This is a genomic window from Paenibacillus faecis, assembly GCF_008084145.1.
GTDB classification, from domain to species: domain Bacteria; phylum Bacillota; class Bacilli; order Paenibacillales; family Paenibacillaceae; genus Fontibacillus; species Fontibacillus faecis.
The window spans coordinates 335,598-352,268 of the sequence record NZ_VSDO01000006.1; the positions used below are offsets into that span (position 1 = coordinate 335,598).

General features: G+C 56.2%; 15 protein-coding genes. All 15 read right to left on the reverse strand.

Annotation, left to right across the window (positions count from 1 at the left end):
• Positions 1–69: 69 nt before the first annotated feature.
• Positions 70–957, reverse strand: coding sequence for a TetR/AcrR family transcriptional regulator (locus tag FRY98_RS26705; RefSeq protein WP_148457750.1), 888 nt, complete (start codon positions 955–957; stop codon positions 70–72).
• 147 nt (positions 958–1,104) lie between these two features.
• Positions 1,105–3,399, reverse strand: a complete 2,295-nt coding sequence (locus FRY98_RS26710) for a beta-L-arabinofuranosidase domain-containing protein (protein ID WP_148457751.1) — start codon at positions 3,397–3,399, stop codon at positions 1,105–1,107.
• A 55-nt stretch (positions 3,400–3,454) separates the two neighbouring features.
• Positions 3,455–4,843: an NAD(P)-dependent malic enzyme gene (locus tag FRY98_RS26715; RefSeq protein ID WP_148457752.1), complete on the reverse strand. Its 1,389-nt coding sequence runs from the start codon at positions 4,841–4,843 to the stop codon at positions 3,455–3,457.
• A 2-nt stretch (positions 4,844–4,845) separates the two neighbouring features.
• Positions 4,846–6,066: an NAD(P)/FAD-dependent oxidoreductase gene (locus FRY98_RS26720; RefSeq protein ID WP_148457753.1), complete on the reverse strand. Its 1,221-nt coding sequence runs from the start codon at positions 6,064–6,066 to the stop codon at positions 4,846–4,848.
• Positions 6,063–6,398, reverse strand: a complete 336-nt coding sequence (locus FRY98_RS26725; RefSeq protein WP_148457754.1) for a (2Fe-2S)-binding protein — start codon at positions 6,396–6,398, stop codon at positions 6,063–6,065. The genes FRY98_RS26720 and FRY98_RS26725 overlap by 4 nt, the downstream gene beginning before the upstream one ends.
• Positions 6,386–6,664, reverse strand: a complete 279-nt coding sequence (locus FRY98_RS26730; protein ID WP_148457755.1) for a (2Fe-2S)-binding protein — start codon at positions 6,662–6,664, stop codon at positions 6,386–6,388. The genes FRY98_RS26725 and FRY98_RS26730 overlap by 13 nt, the downstream gene beginning before the upstream one ends.
• Before the next feature lie 10 nt (positions 6,665–6,674).
• The gene (locus FRY98_RS26735; RefSeq protein ID WP_148457756.1) at positions 6,675–8,117 is read right to left on the reverse strand and encodes an aldehyde dehydrogenase family protein; all 1,443 of its coding nucleotides are present in this window, start codon (positions 8,115–8,117) and stop codon (positions 6,675–6,677) included.
• Between the two features lie 59 nt (positions 8,118–8,176).
• Positions 8,177–9,070: a dihydrodipicolinate synthase family protein gene (locus FRY98_RS26740; protein WP_148457757.1), complete on the reverse strand. Its 894-nt coding sequence runs from the start codon at positions 9,068–9,070 to the stop codon at positions 8,177–8,179.
• Between the two features lie 40 nt (positions 9,071–9,110).
• Positions 9,111–10,127: a proline racemase family protein gene (locus FRY98_RS26745; protein WP_170287200.1), complete on the reverse strand. Its 1,017-nt coding sequence runs from the start codon at positions 10,125–10,127 to the stop codon at positions 9,111–9,113.
• 20 nt (positions 10,128–10,147) lie between these two features.
• Complete coding sequence (locus tag FRY98_RS26750; RefSeq protein WP_148457759.1) at positions 10,148–11,152, reverse strand: proline racemase family protein; 1,005 nt, start codon at positions 11,150–11,152, stop codon at positions 10,148–10,150.
• Positions 11,149–12,348 (reverse strand): NAD(P)/FAD-dependent oxidoreductase, encoded by a 1,200-nt coding sequence (locus tag FRY98_RS26755; RefSeq protein WP_148457760.1) that lies wholly within the window; start codon positions 12,346–12,348, stop codon positions 11,149–11,151. Before FRY98_RS26755 ends, FRY98_RS26750 begins: the two co-directional genes overlap by 4 nt.
• 22 nt (positions 12,349–12,370) lie before the next feature.
• Positions 12,371–13,441 carry an aminopeptidase P family protein gene (locus tag FRY98_RS26760; protein WP_148457761.1) on the reverse strand — a complete coding sequence of 357 codons (1,071 nt, stop codon included), beginning with the start codon at positions 13,439–13,441 and terminating at the stop codon, positions 12,371–12,373.
• Positions 13,442–13,471: 30 nt separating this feature from the next.
• Positions 13,472–14,302 carry a carbohydrate ABC transporter permease gene (locus tag FRY98_RS26765; RefSeq protein ID WP_148457762.1) on the reverse strand — a complete coding sequence of 277 codons (831 nt, stop codon included), beginning with the start codon at positions 14,300–14,302 and terminating at the stop codon, positions 13,472–13,474.
• Positions 14,303–14,307: 5 nt separating this feature from the next.
• Entirely contained in the window at positions 14,308–15,132 is an 825-nt protein-coding gene (locus tag FRY98_RS26770; RefSeq protein ID WP_211373373.1) for a carbohydrate ABC transporter permease, read from the reverse strand.
• Positions 15,133–15,237: 105 nt separating this feature from the next.
• Positions 15,238–16,611, reverse strand: a complete 1,374-nt coding sequence (locus FRY98_RS26775; protein ID WP_148457763.1) for an ABC transporter substrate-binding protein — start codon at positions 16,609–16,611, stop codon at positions 15,238–15,240.
• Positions 16,612–16,671 lie beyond the last annotated feature (60 nt).

Sequence of the window (16,671 nt, forward strand, 5' to 3'; positions counted from 1 at the left end):
CTCCAGCCCCGTATCGTCGGCGGCAAGCAAAAAGAAAGAACCTCCTTCCGCGGAGGTTCTTTTGCGTTTTTACAATTGTTCCAGCACCAAAGGACGGAGCTGATGGACATAGAAAGCCAGCTCGTTTTCCGCGGCCAAGTCCTTCAGTAAGGCGTGAACAAGGAAGGTGCGGGGCTGCTCCGCCTTGATTTCGACCGCTAGCATTTCCAGAACGCCGAGCAAATCTTTTTTTCGGGAATTGGGTATGATCAAATCGGGAATTAGAGAGGTCAAGGCATCGAAAAGTCCCGCTTTCCGCTCTTCGTGAAGGTCATGTAAAGACTTCATCTCAACTCTCGCGTATTCCGCCATCCGTTCATCCGAGAGTAAGGGAACAGGCTGCTTCGCCGTGATCCCGGTTACCAGATCATCCATCCTGTCCGCGATAAAAGCGGCAAGAACGAGCGGTTCCAACGGCTTACTGCCGAAAAGCACATGAAAAGTGTACTCCCGAATCATGCCGCTTAATAAAGCGGTGGCATCCCACGTCCAAGCGGAAATGGCTTCTCCATAGTTCCGCTCCAGAATATCCCGATAATATCGGAACATCTCGACCCGCAGCCGGTTCATGACACCGCCGATCCGGTCATTATTGATCATCGTAAGTTCATTGTGATCCCTGGCGATGTAATAGCCATGCTCGATATAAAAATGAATCTGGCAAGCGATTTCCTCCAGAAACGTCTCCCTTGCCCCCAATCCTTTCTGTCTGATCCGTTCCACCGCGAGCATCATTTCCTGCTGCCGTGTCTCAAGGATCCGAATATATAGTTCGTCCTTGGATACAAAAAATTTGTACAGTGAACCTTTTGCGATACTGCAATCGTCTGCGATATCCTGAATGGACGTGGCCTGGTACCCCTTCTCCGCAAACAGCCGGATCGCGGATCGGATAATCTTTTCCTTTAAAACGCTCATACAGAAGCCCCCGATATTCCGTTCTTTTCAGTGTCAAATATAAAATAGTACAACCGAATCAAGAATGCAAACGATTTTAAGCTTGTCATCATCCGTATCCGCGGCAAAGAAAAAGCCGCCGAAACTTCGGCAGCCATGCATCCATCCCTAGATGAGTTCAAAATAGACATGATAGCTTTCATGATGTACATCCGCAAGCGGAACAAAAAGGAGATCCGCCTTGTTATAGCGAAAAGCCAACCCTGGGGAACCCGTTTCCTTCGTAAATTGCTCTTCCAGCCTCTCCGTCCGTAACGGCAGCCGCAAAAACTCCTTGACGTCCGAAAGCGCGGCCAAAACATATGGCCCATAGGCCAGCGACACCCGTTCCTTCCGGTCCGGAGCGGCCTCCAAACGGAGACTGCAGCCGAAGCCAAGTTTGACCGTATCTCCATCCCGCCATTCCCGGCGAATGGACAAGTAGCCGTTGTCGTTTGCGACATCGTCCATTTCTTGATCGTTCACCATCACCTTATAATTCCCCGAGGCCCAATGAGGCAGGCGAATCTTCAAGTCCAGCGTGCCGCTCCCCTCAAATTTTAATGTCACATTTCCCGGATGGCGCTTATCCGCTTCTTGCGTAATCTTAAGTTTCCGCTCCGGCCAATCCAAGGTGGAAGACACAAACAGATTGACATACAAGGTGTCCGCCTTGTGAAAATAAATGCCCTCCGCATATTTAAAATGATTTTCCAATCCGGTTCCGTGACAGCAGGTGTTCTCGGTGCTATCGAACGACTTCGTCCATCCCGGCCCGAGCGGCATAAAATATGTGCTTCCCCCGGTCGGTTCGCTGTCGCAGCTGGCGAGAATGTGGTTGAACATCGTCCGTTCGTAGTAATCCATCATTGCCGCTTCCGGCCGGTAGGCAAACAGTTCCTTCGTAAGCTTCAGCATGTTATAGGAAGCGCAGGTCTCGGCGGTTTTATCGCTAAGATAGTCGCCGATTCTTCCCGGCTGCCTGAACATCTCGCCTTCGCCGGTTCCGCCGATCGAGTAGATATGGGCCTCCGTGACGGCCCGCCAGAAAAAACTCGCGAGCTCATAATACCTCTTTTCCCCGGTCACCTGGAAAATCTTCAAAGCGCCGAGGACCTGGGGGATATGCTGGTTGGCATGAAGCCCGCCCAGGGCGTCGATTCCTTCAAACATCGGAACGAACAGGCGGTCGTTGTCGAACAGTTTGGCCGCCGCGAGATGTTCCAGTTTTCCGGTAATGGAGTGGAGCTCCGCCAGCGATTCGTTCATGCCGCCGTACTCACCGGCGATATACATGCTCCACATCTTGTTCAGCACAGGCTTCGGCAGTCGGCTTAACCTACGGTACACCCAGTCCCCGAGTTTGTCCGCGACGGTCAGCGCTGTCCCATTTTGCAGATAACGGTATCCGTCGAGCAATCCGGCGAAAATTTTGTGCAAGGTATAATAGGGCGCCCAAATTTCCGGGTAACGCGTAAACCGCTCCAGCAAATCGAATTGCTCCTCCGAGTATCCGCTCAGGAAGCCCTCCCGGAATCCGGGCTTGCCGCTAAAGGCCCGCTGGCATTCCGCAAGCGAGTCGATGATATACTCCGCTTTTCGCTTGATCTCCCCGTCCCCTGTAGCCGCATAGCACAAGGCCAGCGCGGATAAGTAGTGCCCCGTTGTGTGCCCGCGGAGCAGGCATTCCGGCGAATCCCAGCCGGTCATTTCCGGAACTCCCAGCGTATCCAGCCCGGCGGCGGCTCTGAAATTAAACAGCATCTGGTCATCGTCGACGGTTTTCAGGAACTTCAGGCTCCGGTCCTGCGCCGCCTTAAACTCGGTTCCGTCTTTTAGCCGAATCCGGTGGGCGGGAAAACCGTGCACGGTTGGAGCGGTCGACACGATTTCCTTGTTGCGTTCGCCGGATACCTGTACTTCCGCATATACCGGGATCGACGTATCCCGAAGAACGCCATGAACTTGAAAGGTTCCCGTTTGACTGAATAAGCGCTCCTCCCCTTCCTCCCAATCCACGGGATGGGAAAGGACCTCTTGTTCCTCCGTTTCGACCACCGCCACGGAAGGCAGATGATAGACCGCGCCTGTTTCCGCCTGCAAGTGAAGAGGATATATCCGGGTGACTTGAATGTTGTTCGGCTCCTCCAATATGGTAACCTCATAGATCTTCTCCTTGACGCAATCGCCATACTGAAAGGACGCCCGCAACCGAACCGTTCGCTTGCCGATTCCGTACTTGGGTCTGAACACGCTGCCGTCAGGTCTTAGGAAGCGCGTATCTTCCGATTGCCAGGTGATGCTCGATCCGTACTTTCCTTCCCGAGGCAAGTTGAGGTTGAACTCGACCGTACCGAGATTGCCCAAATACAGGGCTTCCATGTCTTTTAATACGATGATTTCATCTTCCGTCACTGTCCCCATGTCATCCCCTCCTTTATCCCTGTTTCATAAATGAACGCTCCATTTCGGATTTGATTTAGGATTCCCCCGCGGCCCGGCTAACGGCTTCCCGAACGCGCTCCACCACTTTGGGGTTGAAAATACTGGGAATAATATAGCCTTCATGCAGTTCGTGCTCCTCCACCACGGAAGCGATCGCTTCGGCGGCGGACAGCTTCATCTTGTCCGTGATCGAGATAGCCCGGCAGTCCAATATACCCCGGAACAAGCCGGGAAAACAGAGGACGTTATTGATTTGATTGGGATAATCGGACCGCCCGGTAGCCATGACGCGAACGAGCCCCGTCGCCTCTTCCGGATAAATTTCCGGTACGGGATTGGCCAAGGCGAATACAATGGGGTCGTTCCGCATGTTTCGGATATCTTCGGCCTTTAACGCCCCCGGTCCCGACAAGCCGACGAAAATGTCCGCGTCCTTGATGACGTTTGCCAGCCCCCTTTTTTCCAGGTCGGGATTCGTATTTTGGGCATACCAGTTCCAGATTTCCCGTTCGTAAACCTGCTCCCGGACAATGGCGCCTTGGCGATCGACACCGATAATCTGTTTCGCGCCGGCGGATAGCAGCATTTTCGTGCAAGCTACCCCGGCCGCTCCGATGCCGCAGATCACGATCTTGCAATCTTTCAGGGTTTTGCCGACAACCTTTACCGCATTCATCAACCCCGCCAGCAGAACGACGGCAGTGCCATGCTGATCGTCGTGAAATACGGGAATATCCAGCTCTTCCGTCAGCCTTCTCTCGATTTCAAAACAACGCGGCGATGATATATCCTCCAGATTGATGCCGCCGAACGCAGGCGAGATTCTTTTGACGGTTTCAACGATTTCGTCCGGATCCCGGGTATTCAAGCAAATCGGAAAAGCGTCCACCCCGGCGAGCTGTTTGAACAGCATCGCTTTCCCCTCCATCACCGGCATGGCCGCAAGCGGGCCGATATCGCCCAAACCTAGCACGGCGGAGCCGTCGGTGACGATGGCGACCGTATTTCTTTTGATCGTAAAAGAGTAGGCCAGGGAAGGGTTCCGGTGAATCGCCGTACTGATTCGGGCTACTCCCGGGGTATAGGCACACGACAGGTCTTCCCGGCTGCGAATCGGCGTTTTGGGAACCACTTCAATCTTCCCGTCCAGGTGAAGCCGTAATACCGGGTCCGAAACGAGAGCCTGCTTGACGGTATCCCATTTGCTTAATGCGTCGGCAACTTGCGGATAACCCGACTCGCTGACCGTGATGTCCATATAACTGCGGCCGCCTTCGTCCCATTCGGCCAGCACGGATAGCGTATTTTCGCCGGTGGCTGCCAGCTGCGCGGTTATTGTATTCCATGGTACTCCAGCATCCGTTTCCAGACGCAGCACCTTATACTTATCCTTGTACTCATCCTTCTCGGCTTCAACAGACATGACTAGTTCACACTCCAGCTTTCCCGCATTTGATATAACCGACTCCGGGCCTCGGGGATGTCCGGATGAAATTGGATCAGAGCTCCGGCCCGGACGCGCCGGACATGTTCCATGGCGGCGGTCAGCTTCGCTTCCCGGCGCTCTCCCAAGACTCCCGCGTCCGCACAGACGCTGACGCCGGCAAGCTGTCCCTGCGCCATGGCGACTTGCGCCCCTTCGATTCCCGTAATATTCCCGGCCACATACAAGCCTTCCACAGGCGTCTGCATTTTCTCATTGTGCAGCGGAAGATGGCCGCCCAGTTCTTTGGCGTAAACGAATGGACAACCCGCAATCGAAGCCAGCTCGGCCAAAGGGTAAAGCCCTCCAGCCAGGGCGACGAAGTCCACCGCCTCCTCCCGTTCGCTGCCGGAAATCAGTTCTCCGCGGCCGTTAATATCAGCCAAGGTCACGGACTCCGCACGATTTGCCCCATTAATAGATAGGGCCGCCGTGCGAAGCTTTAAAGGGATATCCCAAATCTTCACCCCCCGCTTAGGGAAAAATCGTGCCACAAGTCCGCTCATCCCGAGCGCGAATGCTGCCCTGCCCCCCATCCTTAGCAGCGGGGAAGGGGCCATATGGGAGAGGCGCATCAGCCGCTCCATATTTTCCTTCGGCCCCGCCTCTTTACCGGTAAGCGGGCCTGGGCCGGGCAGCACGATCCCCGCGATCGTCACCCCGCTCACCGCCAGTTCGCGGGCGATGGCCAGGGCGAGCGGATTGACGCCTATGAGCAACCCCCGATGGCCGGGTTTCACGTAATGGACATTGGCCATGACTTGGGCGGCGCCGATCGACATGACGCCGGGCAGCGTCCATCCCGGGCACGGCTGCGGGATTTCGGCCGCTCCCGTCGCGAGCAGGACGCTATGGGCCGTCAGCGGCCCGCACGAGGTTCTGACGACCCAATGGCTGTCGACCCTCTGCATGCCATAGACGGAAACCCCGCTGCGGATCTCCACTCCAAGCTTCCTGCATGTCGCAATCAGTTGTTCCGCCGCTCTTCTGCCAACCCACCACTTTCCTTTCTCCTCGTGAAACTGTCCCAACATGCGCCCGCCGGGTTCCGGGAATTCATCGATAACCAGAATTCCAAGGCCCTGGGCCGCCGCTTCCGCGGCCGCCGATAATCCCGCCGGACCGGCGCCGACGATCAGCAGGTCGAATCCGCCCCTCTTCATGGCGGCAGCCTCCTCCCGGTGATTTCATTCGGGAGCTGCGGGCCTTCGGTGATCCGCATCCCCTCCGCAAGCGGGGTCAGGCAGGAACGCACCGGTCCTTCCCCGTTCACGATGAGCCGGCACTCCATGCAATGGCCGATACCGCAATACAACCCGCGTACCGTTCCGGACTCTTCATGCTTGCGCAGTGTACGGATTCCGGAAGCGAGCAGAGCGGCCGCGATCGGCTCCCCTTGGAGCCCGCTCAATTCTTGCCCGTTGAACGTAAATCTTACCCTTTCACGCGTGGGGGACATTGAACCAAGAATGGGATGATGAACTATTCGGTCCATAAAGCCTCTTCCTTTGCCAGCTGCCCGAAGGTGACAGGCCGGATCGGCGGCCGGGAGGGCAGCATTTCGGGGTCGGGGATGGACTGCGGGTTTTTCGTCTGAACCCATGTCTCCAGCAGGTACCGGCATACCCGTCCCTGGCAGGCGCCCATGGTCGCGCGCGTTTTCATTTTAAGCTGCCGGGAGGTGCGGCACCCCGATTCGTAAGCTTCCTCCAATTGCTTCAGCGTGACTTCCTCGCAGCGGCAAATCGTCAATGGGTGCATGAAACCCCTCCTATACGTAGCGGATCGCACAGGTTTTCGTCTCGGTGTAGAAATCCAGCGCCGCCTGCCCCTGTTCGCGAGTGTGCGAGCTCGACAGCTTCATGCCCCCAAAAGGAGCCTGATACTCGACTCCGGCCGTCTCCTGGTTAACGCGGACCATCCCGGCCTGAGCCTCATCCAGAAACCGGTGGGCATAGGACAAATTCTCGGTAAAGAGAGAAGCGCTCAAGCCGTAAACGGACTGGTTGCACAAGCTGACCGCTTCGTCAAAGTCGGAGGCTTGCAGCACCGCGGCAACCGGACCAAATACCTCTTCCCGAACGAGCGGATGCTGCACATTCAAGCCGGCGGCCACGATCGGACGGATAAAATAGCCCTGCTCCCCGCCGGTCGCCGGCGGTGGACCCTCCGCCAAAATTTCGGCTTCCTTCCGGGCCAGTTGGACGAAAGACGTTACCGCCCCGTACTGGCTCGAGGAGGCGACGGGACCGAGATAAGCCGAAGGGTCCAGGGCGGGAGCCAGTTTAAGCTCCGCTACGGCCCTTTGCAAAGCGGAGGCAAAGGCATCGTAGATCCCCGATTCGACAATGATCCGGCTGGTCGCCGTACATTTCTGGCCGGCCGAGCGAAAGGCCCCGCTCACCACCATGGGGACAATCTTCTCCAGATCGGCATCGTTTAAAACGATGGCGGCGTTCTTGCCGCCCATCTCCGTCTGGTACTTGATATTGCGCTTGGCGCAGAGTTGAGCGATTCGCGTCCCCGTAGCCGTGGAGCCCGTGAAACTGACCGCATCGAGCGAAATTTTCTCAAGCAGAACGTCGCCGATCTGGCTCCCTTTGCCGACCACCAAATTCAGAACCCCGGGAGGAAGCCCGGCCTCCGCGAAGATTTCCACGAGCCGCGTAGCGGTCAGCGAAGCGATTTCGGCCGGTTTCCAAATCACCGTATTGCCGCAGATCAAAGCCGGCGCGATTTTCCAGATCGGAATGGCCACGGGAAAATTCCAGGGCGTAATCACCCCCACGACGCCTAACGGCACCTTCTTGGTATATTGAAGAACATCCCTCTCGCTGGAAGGAATGACCGCGCCGACGGCCCGGACCCCCTCCGCGGCATAATAGCGCAGGAGATGGACGCCCCGCATCACCTCGCCGCGCATCTCCGCAATCGGCTTGCCCATTTCCAGGCACGCCAGCCGCACCACTTCCTCCGCGTTGGATTCCAGCGAGCCGGCCAATCGATACAGATGCTCCGCTCTTGCGGCACCCGTTAGCCGGGACCAGGAAGCCAACGCCGACCGTGCCGCTTCCTCCGCCTGAATGACTTGGGAAGCATCGGATAAATGCAGCACCCCTACCTGTTCTTGAACACAAGAAGGGTTATTTACGGCGCAGGTTCCGGCTGACGGTGTGATCCACTCCCCGCCGATCCAATTTCGGCTGTTCCACATTTCCCATCCCTCCTGTTTCGAACTGTTTCGAACTGATTCGATAAGCCTGCAAAAAGACGTCATGTCGCCGGTTGAACCCGTCCACGGTTAACCGCAAGGTCGTACGCGTGTTTAATCGCTTCGTAATCGGCTTCCGGCAGAGGCAGACGGGGCGGCCGGGTCGGGCCCGCGGGGAACCCGGCCAGCTCCATCATGTATTTGATGGACTGAACAAGCTGTGGACTCGCATCGAAATGGAACAGCGGAAGCAAGTTCCGGTACAGGTCCGTCGCCTCCTTTACTTTGCCTTGTCTTGCCAGCCCGAACAATTCAACCCCCTCCTTCGGCAGAGCATTCGGAACGCCGGAAATCCACCCCGTCGCTCCGAACAGCGGACCTTCCATCGACAGGTCGTCAACCCCGATCATCACCTCCAAATCCGTATAGGTCAAAATGTCGTGCACGCGGCGGATATCCCCCGAAAATTCTTTGACGGCCACGATATTTTCCAGCTTGGATAGCAGGGCAAGCAGCTGCGGGGTCAGGTCGACTTTGTAATCATGCGGGTTATTGTAAGCGATGATCGGCAGCCCCACTTCATTTATCGCTTCATAGTGAGCGATCACCTCATGCTCAAGCGGCCGGTAATTGATCGGAGGAAGCGCCATCACCCCGGCGGCCCCCGCTTCCTTCGCGTGTTTCACCCAGGCGACGGCCTGCTTCGTGGACGGAGCCGCGGAACCCGCTACGACCGGGACCCGGCCGGCCGCGGCCGCGATGACGGTCTCGACCACCCTGGCGCGCTCTTCCTCCGTCATCGTTGCGTATTCCCCCAGGGAGCCCGCGGGCACCAGACCGTGAACCCCTTGGGAGATAAGCCATTCGCACAGCTCGCCCAATCGCTTGTAATCCACCTCGTAATCCGCCGTAAACGGCGTCACCAAAGCCACATAGACACCTTCGAATCTTGGCATGATCCTACCTGCCCTTCACTTAATATAATTAATAATTCATCTAATAAACAACAAAACCATCAGCCAGCGGATCGGACGGATCCAGAACCAAATTCATAAATCCCAGGATATGGCCGCTTCCCGTTATCCGCGGAACCACTGCGGATTTATTCCCGTAAGCTTCCGTTTCTTTTAGGATCATGGCGTGGACTTCCGTTCCCGTGATTCCGATGTAGGTGACCCTCTCGCCTTGAGCCAGCAGGCCGCGTGACCACAATACCGCCATATGGGCGCAGGCCCCCGCCCCTCCGGGGGAGCGGTCCAACTGCTCGCCCGCAAACACCGCCGTGCTGCGGTATAACCGGCCGCCGGAATCGGGATTTTCCCGGCGGTAGAAGAACACGCCGTACATTCCTGAACCCCAGTCCAAACGCGAATGCTCCATGTTCAGCCGATTCGTCACGGCCTCAAGAATCAGGCTGCCCCATTCCTGTATTTTGTGGAGCGCTGCTTCTCCTGCGAAATCCAAGCCGATCTCGTCGGCATCGACCACCGCGTAACATTCGCCGCTAAAAGCGAGATCCGCTTTCACTTCCACCCCCTGCACGGTCAGCATCAGTTGCTCCGCCAGAACAAAGCAGGGCACGCATTCGACGGATACCGCGCGCAGCTCCTCTTCTTCCCATTCCGCATAAGCCCGAACCGTCCCGGCCGGACAATCGATCCGAATGCCCTTCGCCGCTTCCGCGGGGTCCAGCTGACCGGTGTCAAGCCATGCCGTCACCGCGGAAATGATACCGGGGACATTTATGGAAGAATGGCCCTCTTGGTGCAGAAACAAAAGTCCGAATCGGGCTTCCTTCGTCACCGGGGCCGTCACGACCGCCCCTCTCAGCCCGAAATGTCCCCGGGGTTCGGTTAAGAGCCATTTTCTGGCGGAAGCGAAATGCCATTCGAAAAACAGCGATTTGTCCCGCATCGTCGCGCCTTCCATCGGCGGCAAGCCCCCGGTGATGATGCGCAGCGGCTCCCCGCAGCAGTGGGTGTCGATCGCCGCATACCATTTTGTGATGTCCATGTCCAGCCTCCGAACCATAATCAATCGTAAAGAAAAAAACCGCGGTATAGCGGGTCTTGCTCCCGCATCACGAATTGATGAAATCCCATTATCCAAGCCGATCCGGTAATTTGGGGAATGACGGCCGTCAGACCGCCGACCGCGGTTTCCTCCAGAACTTTGGCGTGAAACAGCGATCCGACGATGCTCTCATGAACGAACTCCTCCCCTATGGCCAGTTCTCCTTTCTTATATAGAGCCGCCACTTTCGCCGAGGTCCCTGTTCCGCAGGGCGAGCGATCGATGCCTCCCGGAGGCACGACCACCGTGTTTCGACAGTGAGCCGACGGAGACACCGGATCGCTGAAAAATTCGATATGCGTTAGTCCCTGGATGACCGGAATTTCGGGATGGACGATTTCCATCTCCCGATTCACCGCCTCCCGGATCCGGACGGCCAGGCGCACGATATCCCGGGCCCGGGACGGAACGAGCGGCAGTTGCAGCGAACGCGCATCGACAAGCCCGTAAAAATTGCCGCCGTAAGCGATGTCCAAGGAAATTTCGCCCGCCTCCCCGACCGTAACCCGAACATTCTCCCTGTATAAAAAAGAAGCGATATTGGTGAAGGTCACCTGCTTCACCTTGCCTTTTTCGATTTCGAGCCTGGCCTCGACCAGACCCGCCGGGGTATCCAGCCGGATGACGTCTTTGCTTACGGGATAGATCCCTCCCTCTACCAGCGCCGTACAGAGGCCGATCGTATCATGACCGCACATCGGCAAATAACCGCCGGTCTCGATGAACACCACGCCCAGGTCGGCCCTGGCGTCGCAGGGTGCGGTCAGAATGCACCCGGACATCACCTCATGCCCTCGGGGCTCCAGCATCAGCGCCTGACGAAAATGGTCGTAATGTTCGGACATATAGACCATCTTCTCCGTCATCGTGCGGCCGATCAGCTCCGGCGCTCCAGAGGTAACCGTTCGCGTCGGATTTCCGCCCGTGTGTGTATCGATGGTTGTTACGATTTTGGACCCTTTCAATAAATCGCCTCCCCTGTTACGGAAATCCCCTGGCGGAATCGGTCATAGCGCAGCGGCTCCACCGGAATGCAGGTCGACGTTCCGCTCAGCATCTCGCTGACCACTTTCCCCGTAACCGCGGCCAGGCTGATCCCGTCCCCTTCATGTCCCGCCGCCACATAAAACCCCGGCACCTCGTCAACGGGTGAAACGATCGGCAGATGATCCGGCGTCCAGGGCCTGAGCCCGGCGTATGTCCGCAGCAGCGGGATGTGCTCCAGAACGGGGAAAAAGCGGATCGCCCTTTCCGCGATTAGCCGGATCACTTCCTGGTCCACCCGGCTATCCAGTCCGACAAATTGCCGGCTTGAGCCGATCAGGAAGTTTTGCGAGGCGGTCGGTTCAAAAACAAGAGCGACCCCATATCGTTCGAATCTCGGATCCACCTGCCGCTTCCCGCCGAATTTGCTGATCAAGTACCCAAACTCCATCACTTTCCGTTTGCCGATATTCGCCCACCGGGAAGCGACGAGAATATGCCCTTTCCGGGGCTCTATCGGGAGGGGGATCCCGGCCATTTGCCCGATTTGCCCGGCCCAGACCCCGGCCGCGTTGATGACGATTTTTGAATGGATCGTGCCCTCCGCCGTCTCAACGCCGCGAATCCGCTTTTTCTCATCCAGCAGAAGGCCGGTTACCGGTGTATGGGTTCGTAACCTCGCCCCGTACCGGCGGGCCGTCGAAGCTAACGCATAGGTCAGCAAAACCGGGTTGACCGTAGAATCCGTGGCGCATTCCAGGCCGCCCGGGAGGTCCTGGGCCAAATAGGGCCACTCCCCGCGCAACTCTTTGCGGTCCAGCATGCGAAACGGGAGACCGGCCTCCCTTTGGCGGGACACCCAACTCTCGGCGGCGAGCATCTCTTCATCGGTTTCGCAGACGAGGATGCTCCCGGGGGCGCGGTACTCGAATTCTTCATCCAGGTCCTTCACCCATTCCGCTACCAGTTCCTGTGATTTCAAGGACATTTGACTGTCAAATCCGGGATCCTTGTCGATGGCCAGAATATTCCCGTCGCATTTGGAAGAGGTGCCTCCCGCGATCTCTCCGCGCTCCAGAACAAGGACGTCCATTCCCGCTTTTGCCGTATAGTAGGCGATCGACATGCCGATAATTCCCCCGCCGATGATCACGACTTCCGCTGATTCCGCGTTCATGAACCTCTCCCTCGATTCCGTCCTAGAGAACTATCAGTTCTTTGGTCGATGTCGTCAGCACGTCGATCCCCGTCTCCGTCACGACAATATCGTCTTCGATCCGGACGCCGCAGAAGCCGGGAATATAGATGCCGGGCTCCACCGTCATGATCATGCCGGGCTCCAACCGGTCTTCCGTCCGCTGGGAAAACCGCATCAACTCATGGATCTCCAGCCCGAACGCATGCCCGAGGCCGTGGCCGAAATACTCCCCGTATCCATGGCCGGCAATGATATCCCGCGCCAGCGCGTCCCCTTCTTTCCCCGTCATACCCGGCTTTAAACCGTTTAATGTCGCTTCGTTGGCCTCCAGAACAATCCTGTAAATTTCCTTCTGGCGATCGCTCGGGCTCCCGATAAATACCGTCCGGGTCAAATCGGAACAGTAACCTTCGTAGTTCGCGCCAAAATCCAGAGTTACGAACTCATTCGGACCCAGCAGCTTATCGCTCGCCAGCCCGTGCGGCAGCGCCGAACGTTCGCCGGAAGCGACGATCGTGGCGTAAGCCGATGAGACGGCGCCGTTCTTGCGCATAAAATACTCCAGTTCCGCGGACACCTCCCTCTCGGAAACGCCGGGCTTCAAATAATCCAGAATATGGGCAAAGGCCAGGTCTGTAATTTCAACCGCTCTGCGGATGCAGGCTTGCTCCTTGTCATCCTTGATGCCTCTCAGCTTTTCGACCAGATGTTCCGTCGGGACAAGTTCGATCCCCTGAAATGCTTCCTTATATGACCCGTAGGTGGCGTAGGAGACGTGATTCTTTTCAAAACCGAGCCTTTTGACGCCCGTACCTTCCAGCTTGTCACGAATGAGTTCCAGCAGTTGTCCCGTATCCTGGATCACCTCAAAGGCTTTGGCCTGCTGCGAGGCTTGACTTGTATAGCGAAAATCGGTCATCAGCCATGCCTGGTCCCGCGTAATGACCACCGTGCCCGCGGTCCCCGTAAAACCGGTTATATATCTGCGGTTAAACGGACTGGCGATGAGAAGGCCGTCGAGGCCTAGTTCTTCCAAGGCCTTCCTCACGTTGTCGAGTCGCTTAGCTTCCATGTTTGCTTCACACACCTTTTCGTTTTTTCCCTACCCTTTCATTCCGGTTAACGTGATCCCCTCGATGAAATAACGCTGTCCGATAAAAAACACGACGATCACCGGCAGAATCACCACGGTGGACGCAGCCATCAACAGATGCCACTGGGCACTGTGGAGGGACTGAAACATCTGGAGCCCCAGCGCCATCGTAAATTTGCTTTCCTCGTTCAAATAGACCAGCGGCCCCATAAAATCGTTCCAGGAATTCATAAAGGAGAATAAGCCGATGACGATGAGCGGCGGTTTGGACAAGGGGATGATAATCCGGGAAAATATCGTCCACGGCCCCGCCCCATCTACATAAGCGGCTTCATCCATATCTCTCGGAATACTGCTGTAAAACTGCCTCAGCAGGAATATATCGAAGGCTGAGCCAAACCAGACAGGAAGAATTAACGGCACATAGGTGTTGATGAGCTCAGCAAGCCTCCAGCCGATGAACGTCGGAATTAACGTGACCGCACCGGGAAGCATCATGCTGGCGAGCAGCAGCCCGAAGAAAAACTTCTTCCCCGGCCAATCCAGCCGCGCATAGCTGTAGGCGCCCAGCGAGCTGCTGATCAGCGCGCCGATCAAGCAGCTGACGGTAATGGTCAACGTGTTCCGAAAGAATCGGAAGAAATCGATCGTGGTCAGCGCCTCTACGTAATTTTCCAGGTGAAATGGAGAAGGAATCCACTTCGGCGGCATCTCAAAAATTTGCAGCGAGCTCATCATCGAGCTGCGGACCAGCCAGAACAGCGGCAACAAACAAAAACAAGCGCCCAGGATGAGAATCAAATATACGGTCCACTGCGAGATTCGCCGTTTTCTGCTCACGGAAGCTACACCTCGCTTTCATAGAACACCCACGATTTGGATGTCCGGAAGAAGATCACGGTAACCAGAAGGATGATCATAAAGAGAATCCAGGCGATGGCCGAAGCCTGCCCCATTTCCCCGAACTGGAAGGCCTGGCGGTAGATGTAGTAGTTATAGAATAGGCTCGCATTATTCGGTCCGCCCTGCGTCATAATTAACGCCTCGGTAAATACTTGGAAGGCGCCGATCGAACCCATAATCAAATTGAAGAAAATGATCGGCGTCATCATCGGGATGGTAATATGCCGGAATTTCCGCAAAGCTCCCGCGCCGTCGACGATCGCCGCCTCATATAGGGATCTCGGTACGCCTTGCAGACCCGCCAGGAAAATAATGATCGTGCTCCCCATGCCCCACAGGCTCATCATCACAATGGAAGGAACCACGGTCTCTTCCGCGTACAGCCAATCCAGCGTGGGCAGGTTTAAAGCTCCCAAAAAGCTGTTAAACAATCCGAGGTCCGGGCTGAACAGCCAAATCCAGATCATGGAAGACGCGACGGCCGGGACGATGGACGGCAGATAAAATATCGTGCGGAAGACGGATTTGCCGCGGATAAAGTCCATGTTAAGCACAAAAGCGATAATAAAAGAGAAAACCAAGCCTAGCGGGACGCGGAGAATCACATATTTGAAAGTGACCCACAGCGAGTTGTAAAAGTATTGATCCGTCCCGTCGAACAGCCGGGTGTAATTCTCAAATCCGATAAATTTGGGAGTGTTGACGATCCGGTAATCCGTAAAACTGAGCAGCAAACTGGTGATCATCGGCAAAATGACGAACAGCATCAGCCCCAAGATGCTGGGCAGGGCGAAAAGTATACCGGCTAGTGCGATACGGCGTTTATGAAGAATAGGAATCCCCCCTGTCTAGATCAAATTCGGACACCCGAATTACCTTCCGTAGTAACCCTGAATCAGCGGCTGAACTTTGGGTTCGACCTCCTTAAGCGCTTGTTCCGCGGTCGTTTTGCCGGTCCAAACCAGATCGAGAGCCGGGGTGACCAGCGCGTTGATTTTGTCCAGATTCTTCACTTCGAAACCCGGAGTGCGAATGCCGTTCTCAATCGTCTGTTTCATATAGGCTTCCGTATATCCTTCCGGATGCGCCTTGTTTCCGGCGGCCCATTTGTTGATCAGTTCGGGGTTGGTGTACCATTCTTTCTTCAGAGGCATCCACAGCCCCCCTTCGATTAGCGGCAGCACCGACTCGGGATCCGCCATGTATTTGTACAGCAGCCAGGCTTCCTCAGGGTGTTTGGTCGATTGGAAAATAACCGTCGGCGCTCCGTCAAGCAGCGTGTTGCTCTCTTTCAGTTTCGGCAGGACGCCGACGCCCAGATTGAAATCCTGTTCCGCGAAAGCTTGCAGCGCCCAGTTGCCGGACACCGTCATGGCGACTTTTTTCGTTTGCAGCGCCGTATCCGGCAGGTTTTTGGTTTGCAGCGGAGTCGGCGATACATGGTGGACGTACATGAGATCGGCCAGCTTTTGGATCGCTTCGATCGCTTCCGGCCGGGCCAGACCGAAGCCTTTTCCGTCCTCCGTCAGGAAGTTGCCGCCGTTGGAAACGACCGCGGCCATCATATTGTAAGGATCGTATTGAAGGCCGAACTGCCTGATCTTTTCCGGGTTAAAATCGGGATCCAACGCGTTTCTTCCCTGGTCGTCCAGCGTCAGTTTTTTCGCATATTCCACAAAGGTGTCCCAATCCCAAGCCTTAGCCGCCTCGGTGGGAGGCAGCTCGACGCCCGCTTCCAGCAGTAGATCTTTGTTGTACATGAGTCCGTATCCTTCGACGGCGGTGCTCATCCCGATGACATTGCCCGGGGCGATTTCGTACCAGACTTGATCGAGATAGTCCTCCTTCTTGAAATCCGGATCCTTCTCGATCAGCGGAGCGAGATTTAACAGCTTTCCGTCCGCCCCCCAGCTTAAGGCGGCTCCGGAGGACAAATATCCCAAGTCCGGCGCCACATTCCCAGCGACCATCGTCGTCAGCTTCGTTAAATAGTCCGCCGGAACGTGCATCGGTTCCACCTCGATGCCGGTCTTCTCTTCGAAGCGTTTAAGCGCTTCCGTAACGGTCTTTTTCTCGATCGTGTCTCCCCAAAAGGAGAACTTGAGCTTAACCGGTTCCTCCTTCCCGCCGGCTCCGTTCGTTTGACTTTGCGAGGAGCCTCCACTGTCCGAGCACGCCGTGAGCGAGAACGTTAAAGCCAATACCGCCGACAACACCCATCCCGCAAAACGTTTCCCCTTTCTCATCATCCAACCTCCATTCGTAGACAAACGATTTGTATATTTATTGTAAAAAATAGCGCTTCC

What these genes read in the sequence shown, in the direction of transcription:
- FRY98_RS26715 (WP_148457752.1), bottom strand. Translation starts at nt 4,843, where the DNA reads ATGTCTGTTGAAGCCGAGAAGGATGAGTACAAGGATAAGTATAAGGTG.
- FRY98_RS26735 (WP_148457756.1), bottom strand. Translation starts at nt 8,117, where the DNA reads ATGTGGAACAGCCGAAATTGGATCGGCGGGGAGTGGATCACACCGTCA.
- FRY98_RS26710 (WP_148457751.1), bottom strand. Translation starts at nt 3,399, where the DNA reads ATGGGGACAGTGACGGAAGATGAAATCATCGTATTAAAAGACATGGAA.
- FRY98_RS26770 (WP_211373373.1), bottom strand. Translation starts at nt 15,132, where the DNA reads ATGCTGTTCGTCATTTTGCCGATGATCACCAGTTTGCTGCTCAGTTTT.
- FRY98_RS26720 (WP_148457753.1), bottom strand. Translation starts at nt 6,066, where the DNA reads ATGAAGAGGGGCGGATTCGACCTGCTGATCGTCGGCGCCGGTCCGGCG.
- FRY98_RS26705 (WP_148457750.1), bottom strand. Translation starts at nt 957, where the DNA reads ATGAGCGTTTTAAAGGAAAAGATTATCCGATCCGCGATCCGGCTGTTT.
- FRY98_RS26775 (WP_148457763.1), bottom strand. Translation starts at nt 16,611, where the DNA reads ATGAGAAAGGGGAAACGTTTTGCGGGATGGGTGTTGTCGGCGGTATTG.
- FRY98_RS26730 (WP_148457755.1), bottom strand. Translation starts at nt 6,664, where the DNA reads ATGCACCCATTGACGATTTGCCGCTGCGAGGAAGTCACGCTGAAGCAA.
- FRY98_RS26740 (WP_148457757.1), bottom strand. Translation starts at nt 9,070, where the DNA reads ATGCCAAGATTCGAAGGTGTCTATGTGGCTTTGGTGACGCCGTTTACG.
- FRY98_RS26745 (WP_170287200.1), bottom strand. Translation starts at nt 10,127, where the DNA reads ATGGACATCACAAAATGGTATGCGGCGATCGACACCCACTGCTGCGGG.
- FRY98_RS26755 (WP_148457760.1), bottom strand. Translation starts at nt 12,348, where the DNA reads ATGAACGCGGAATCAGCGGAAGTCGTGATCATCGGCGGGGGAATTATC.
- FRY98_RS26725 (WP_148457754.1), bottom strand. Translation starts at nt 6,398, where the DNA reads ATGGACCGAATAGTTCATCATCCCATTCTTGGTTCAATGTCCCCCACG.
- FRY98_RS26760 (WP_148457761.1), bottom strand. Translation starts at nt 13,441, where the DNA reads ATGGAAGCTAAGCGACTCGACAACGTGAGGAAGGCCTTGGAAGAACTA.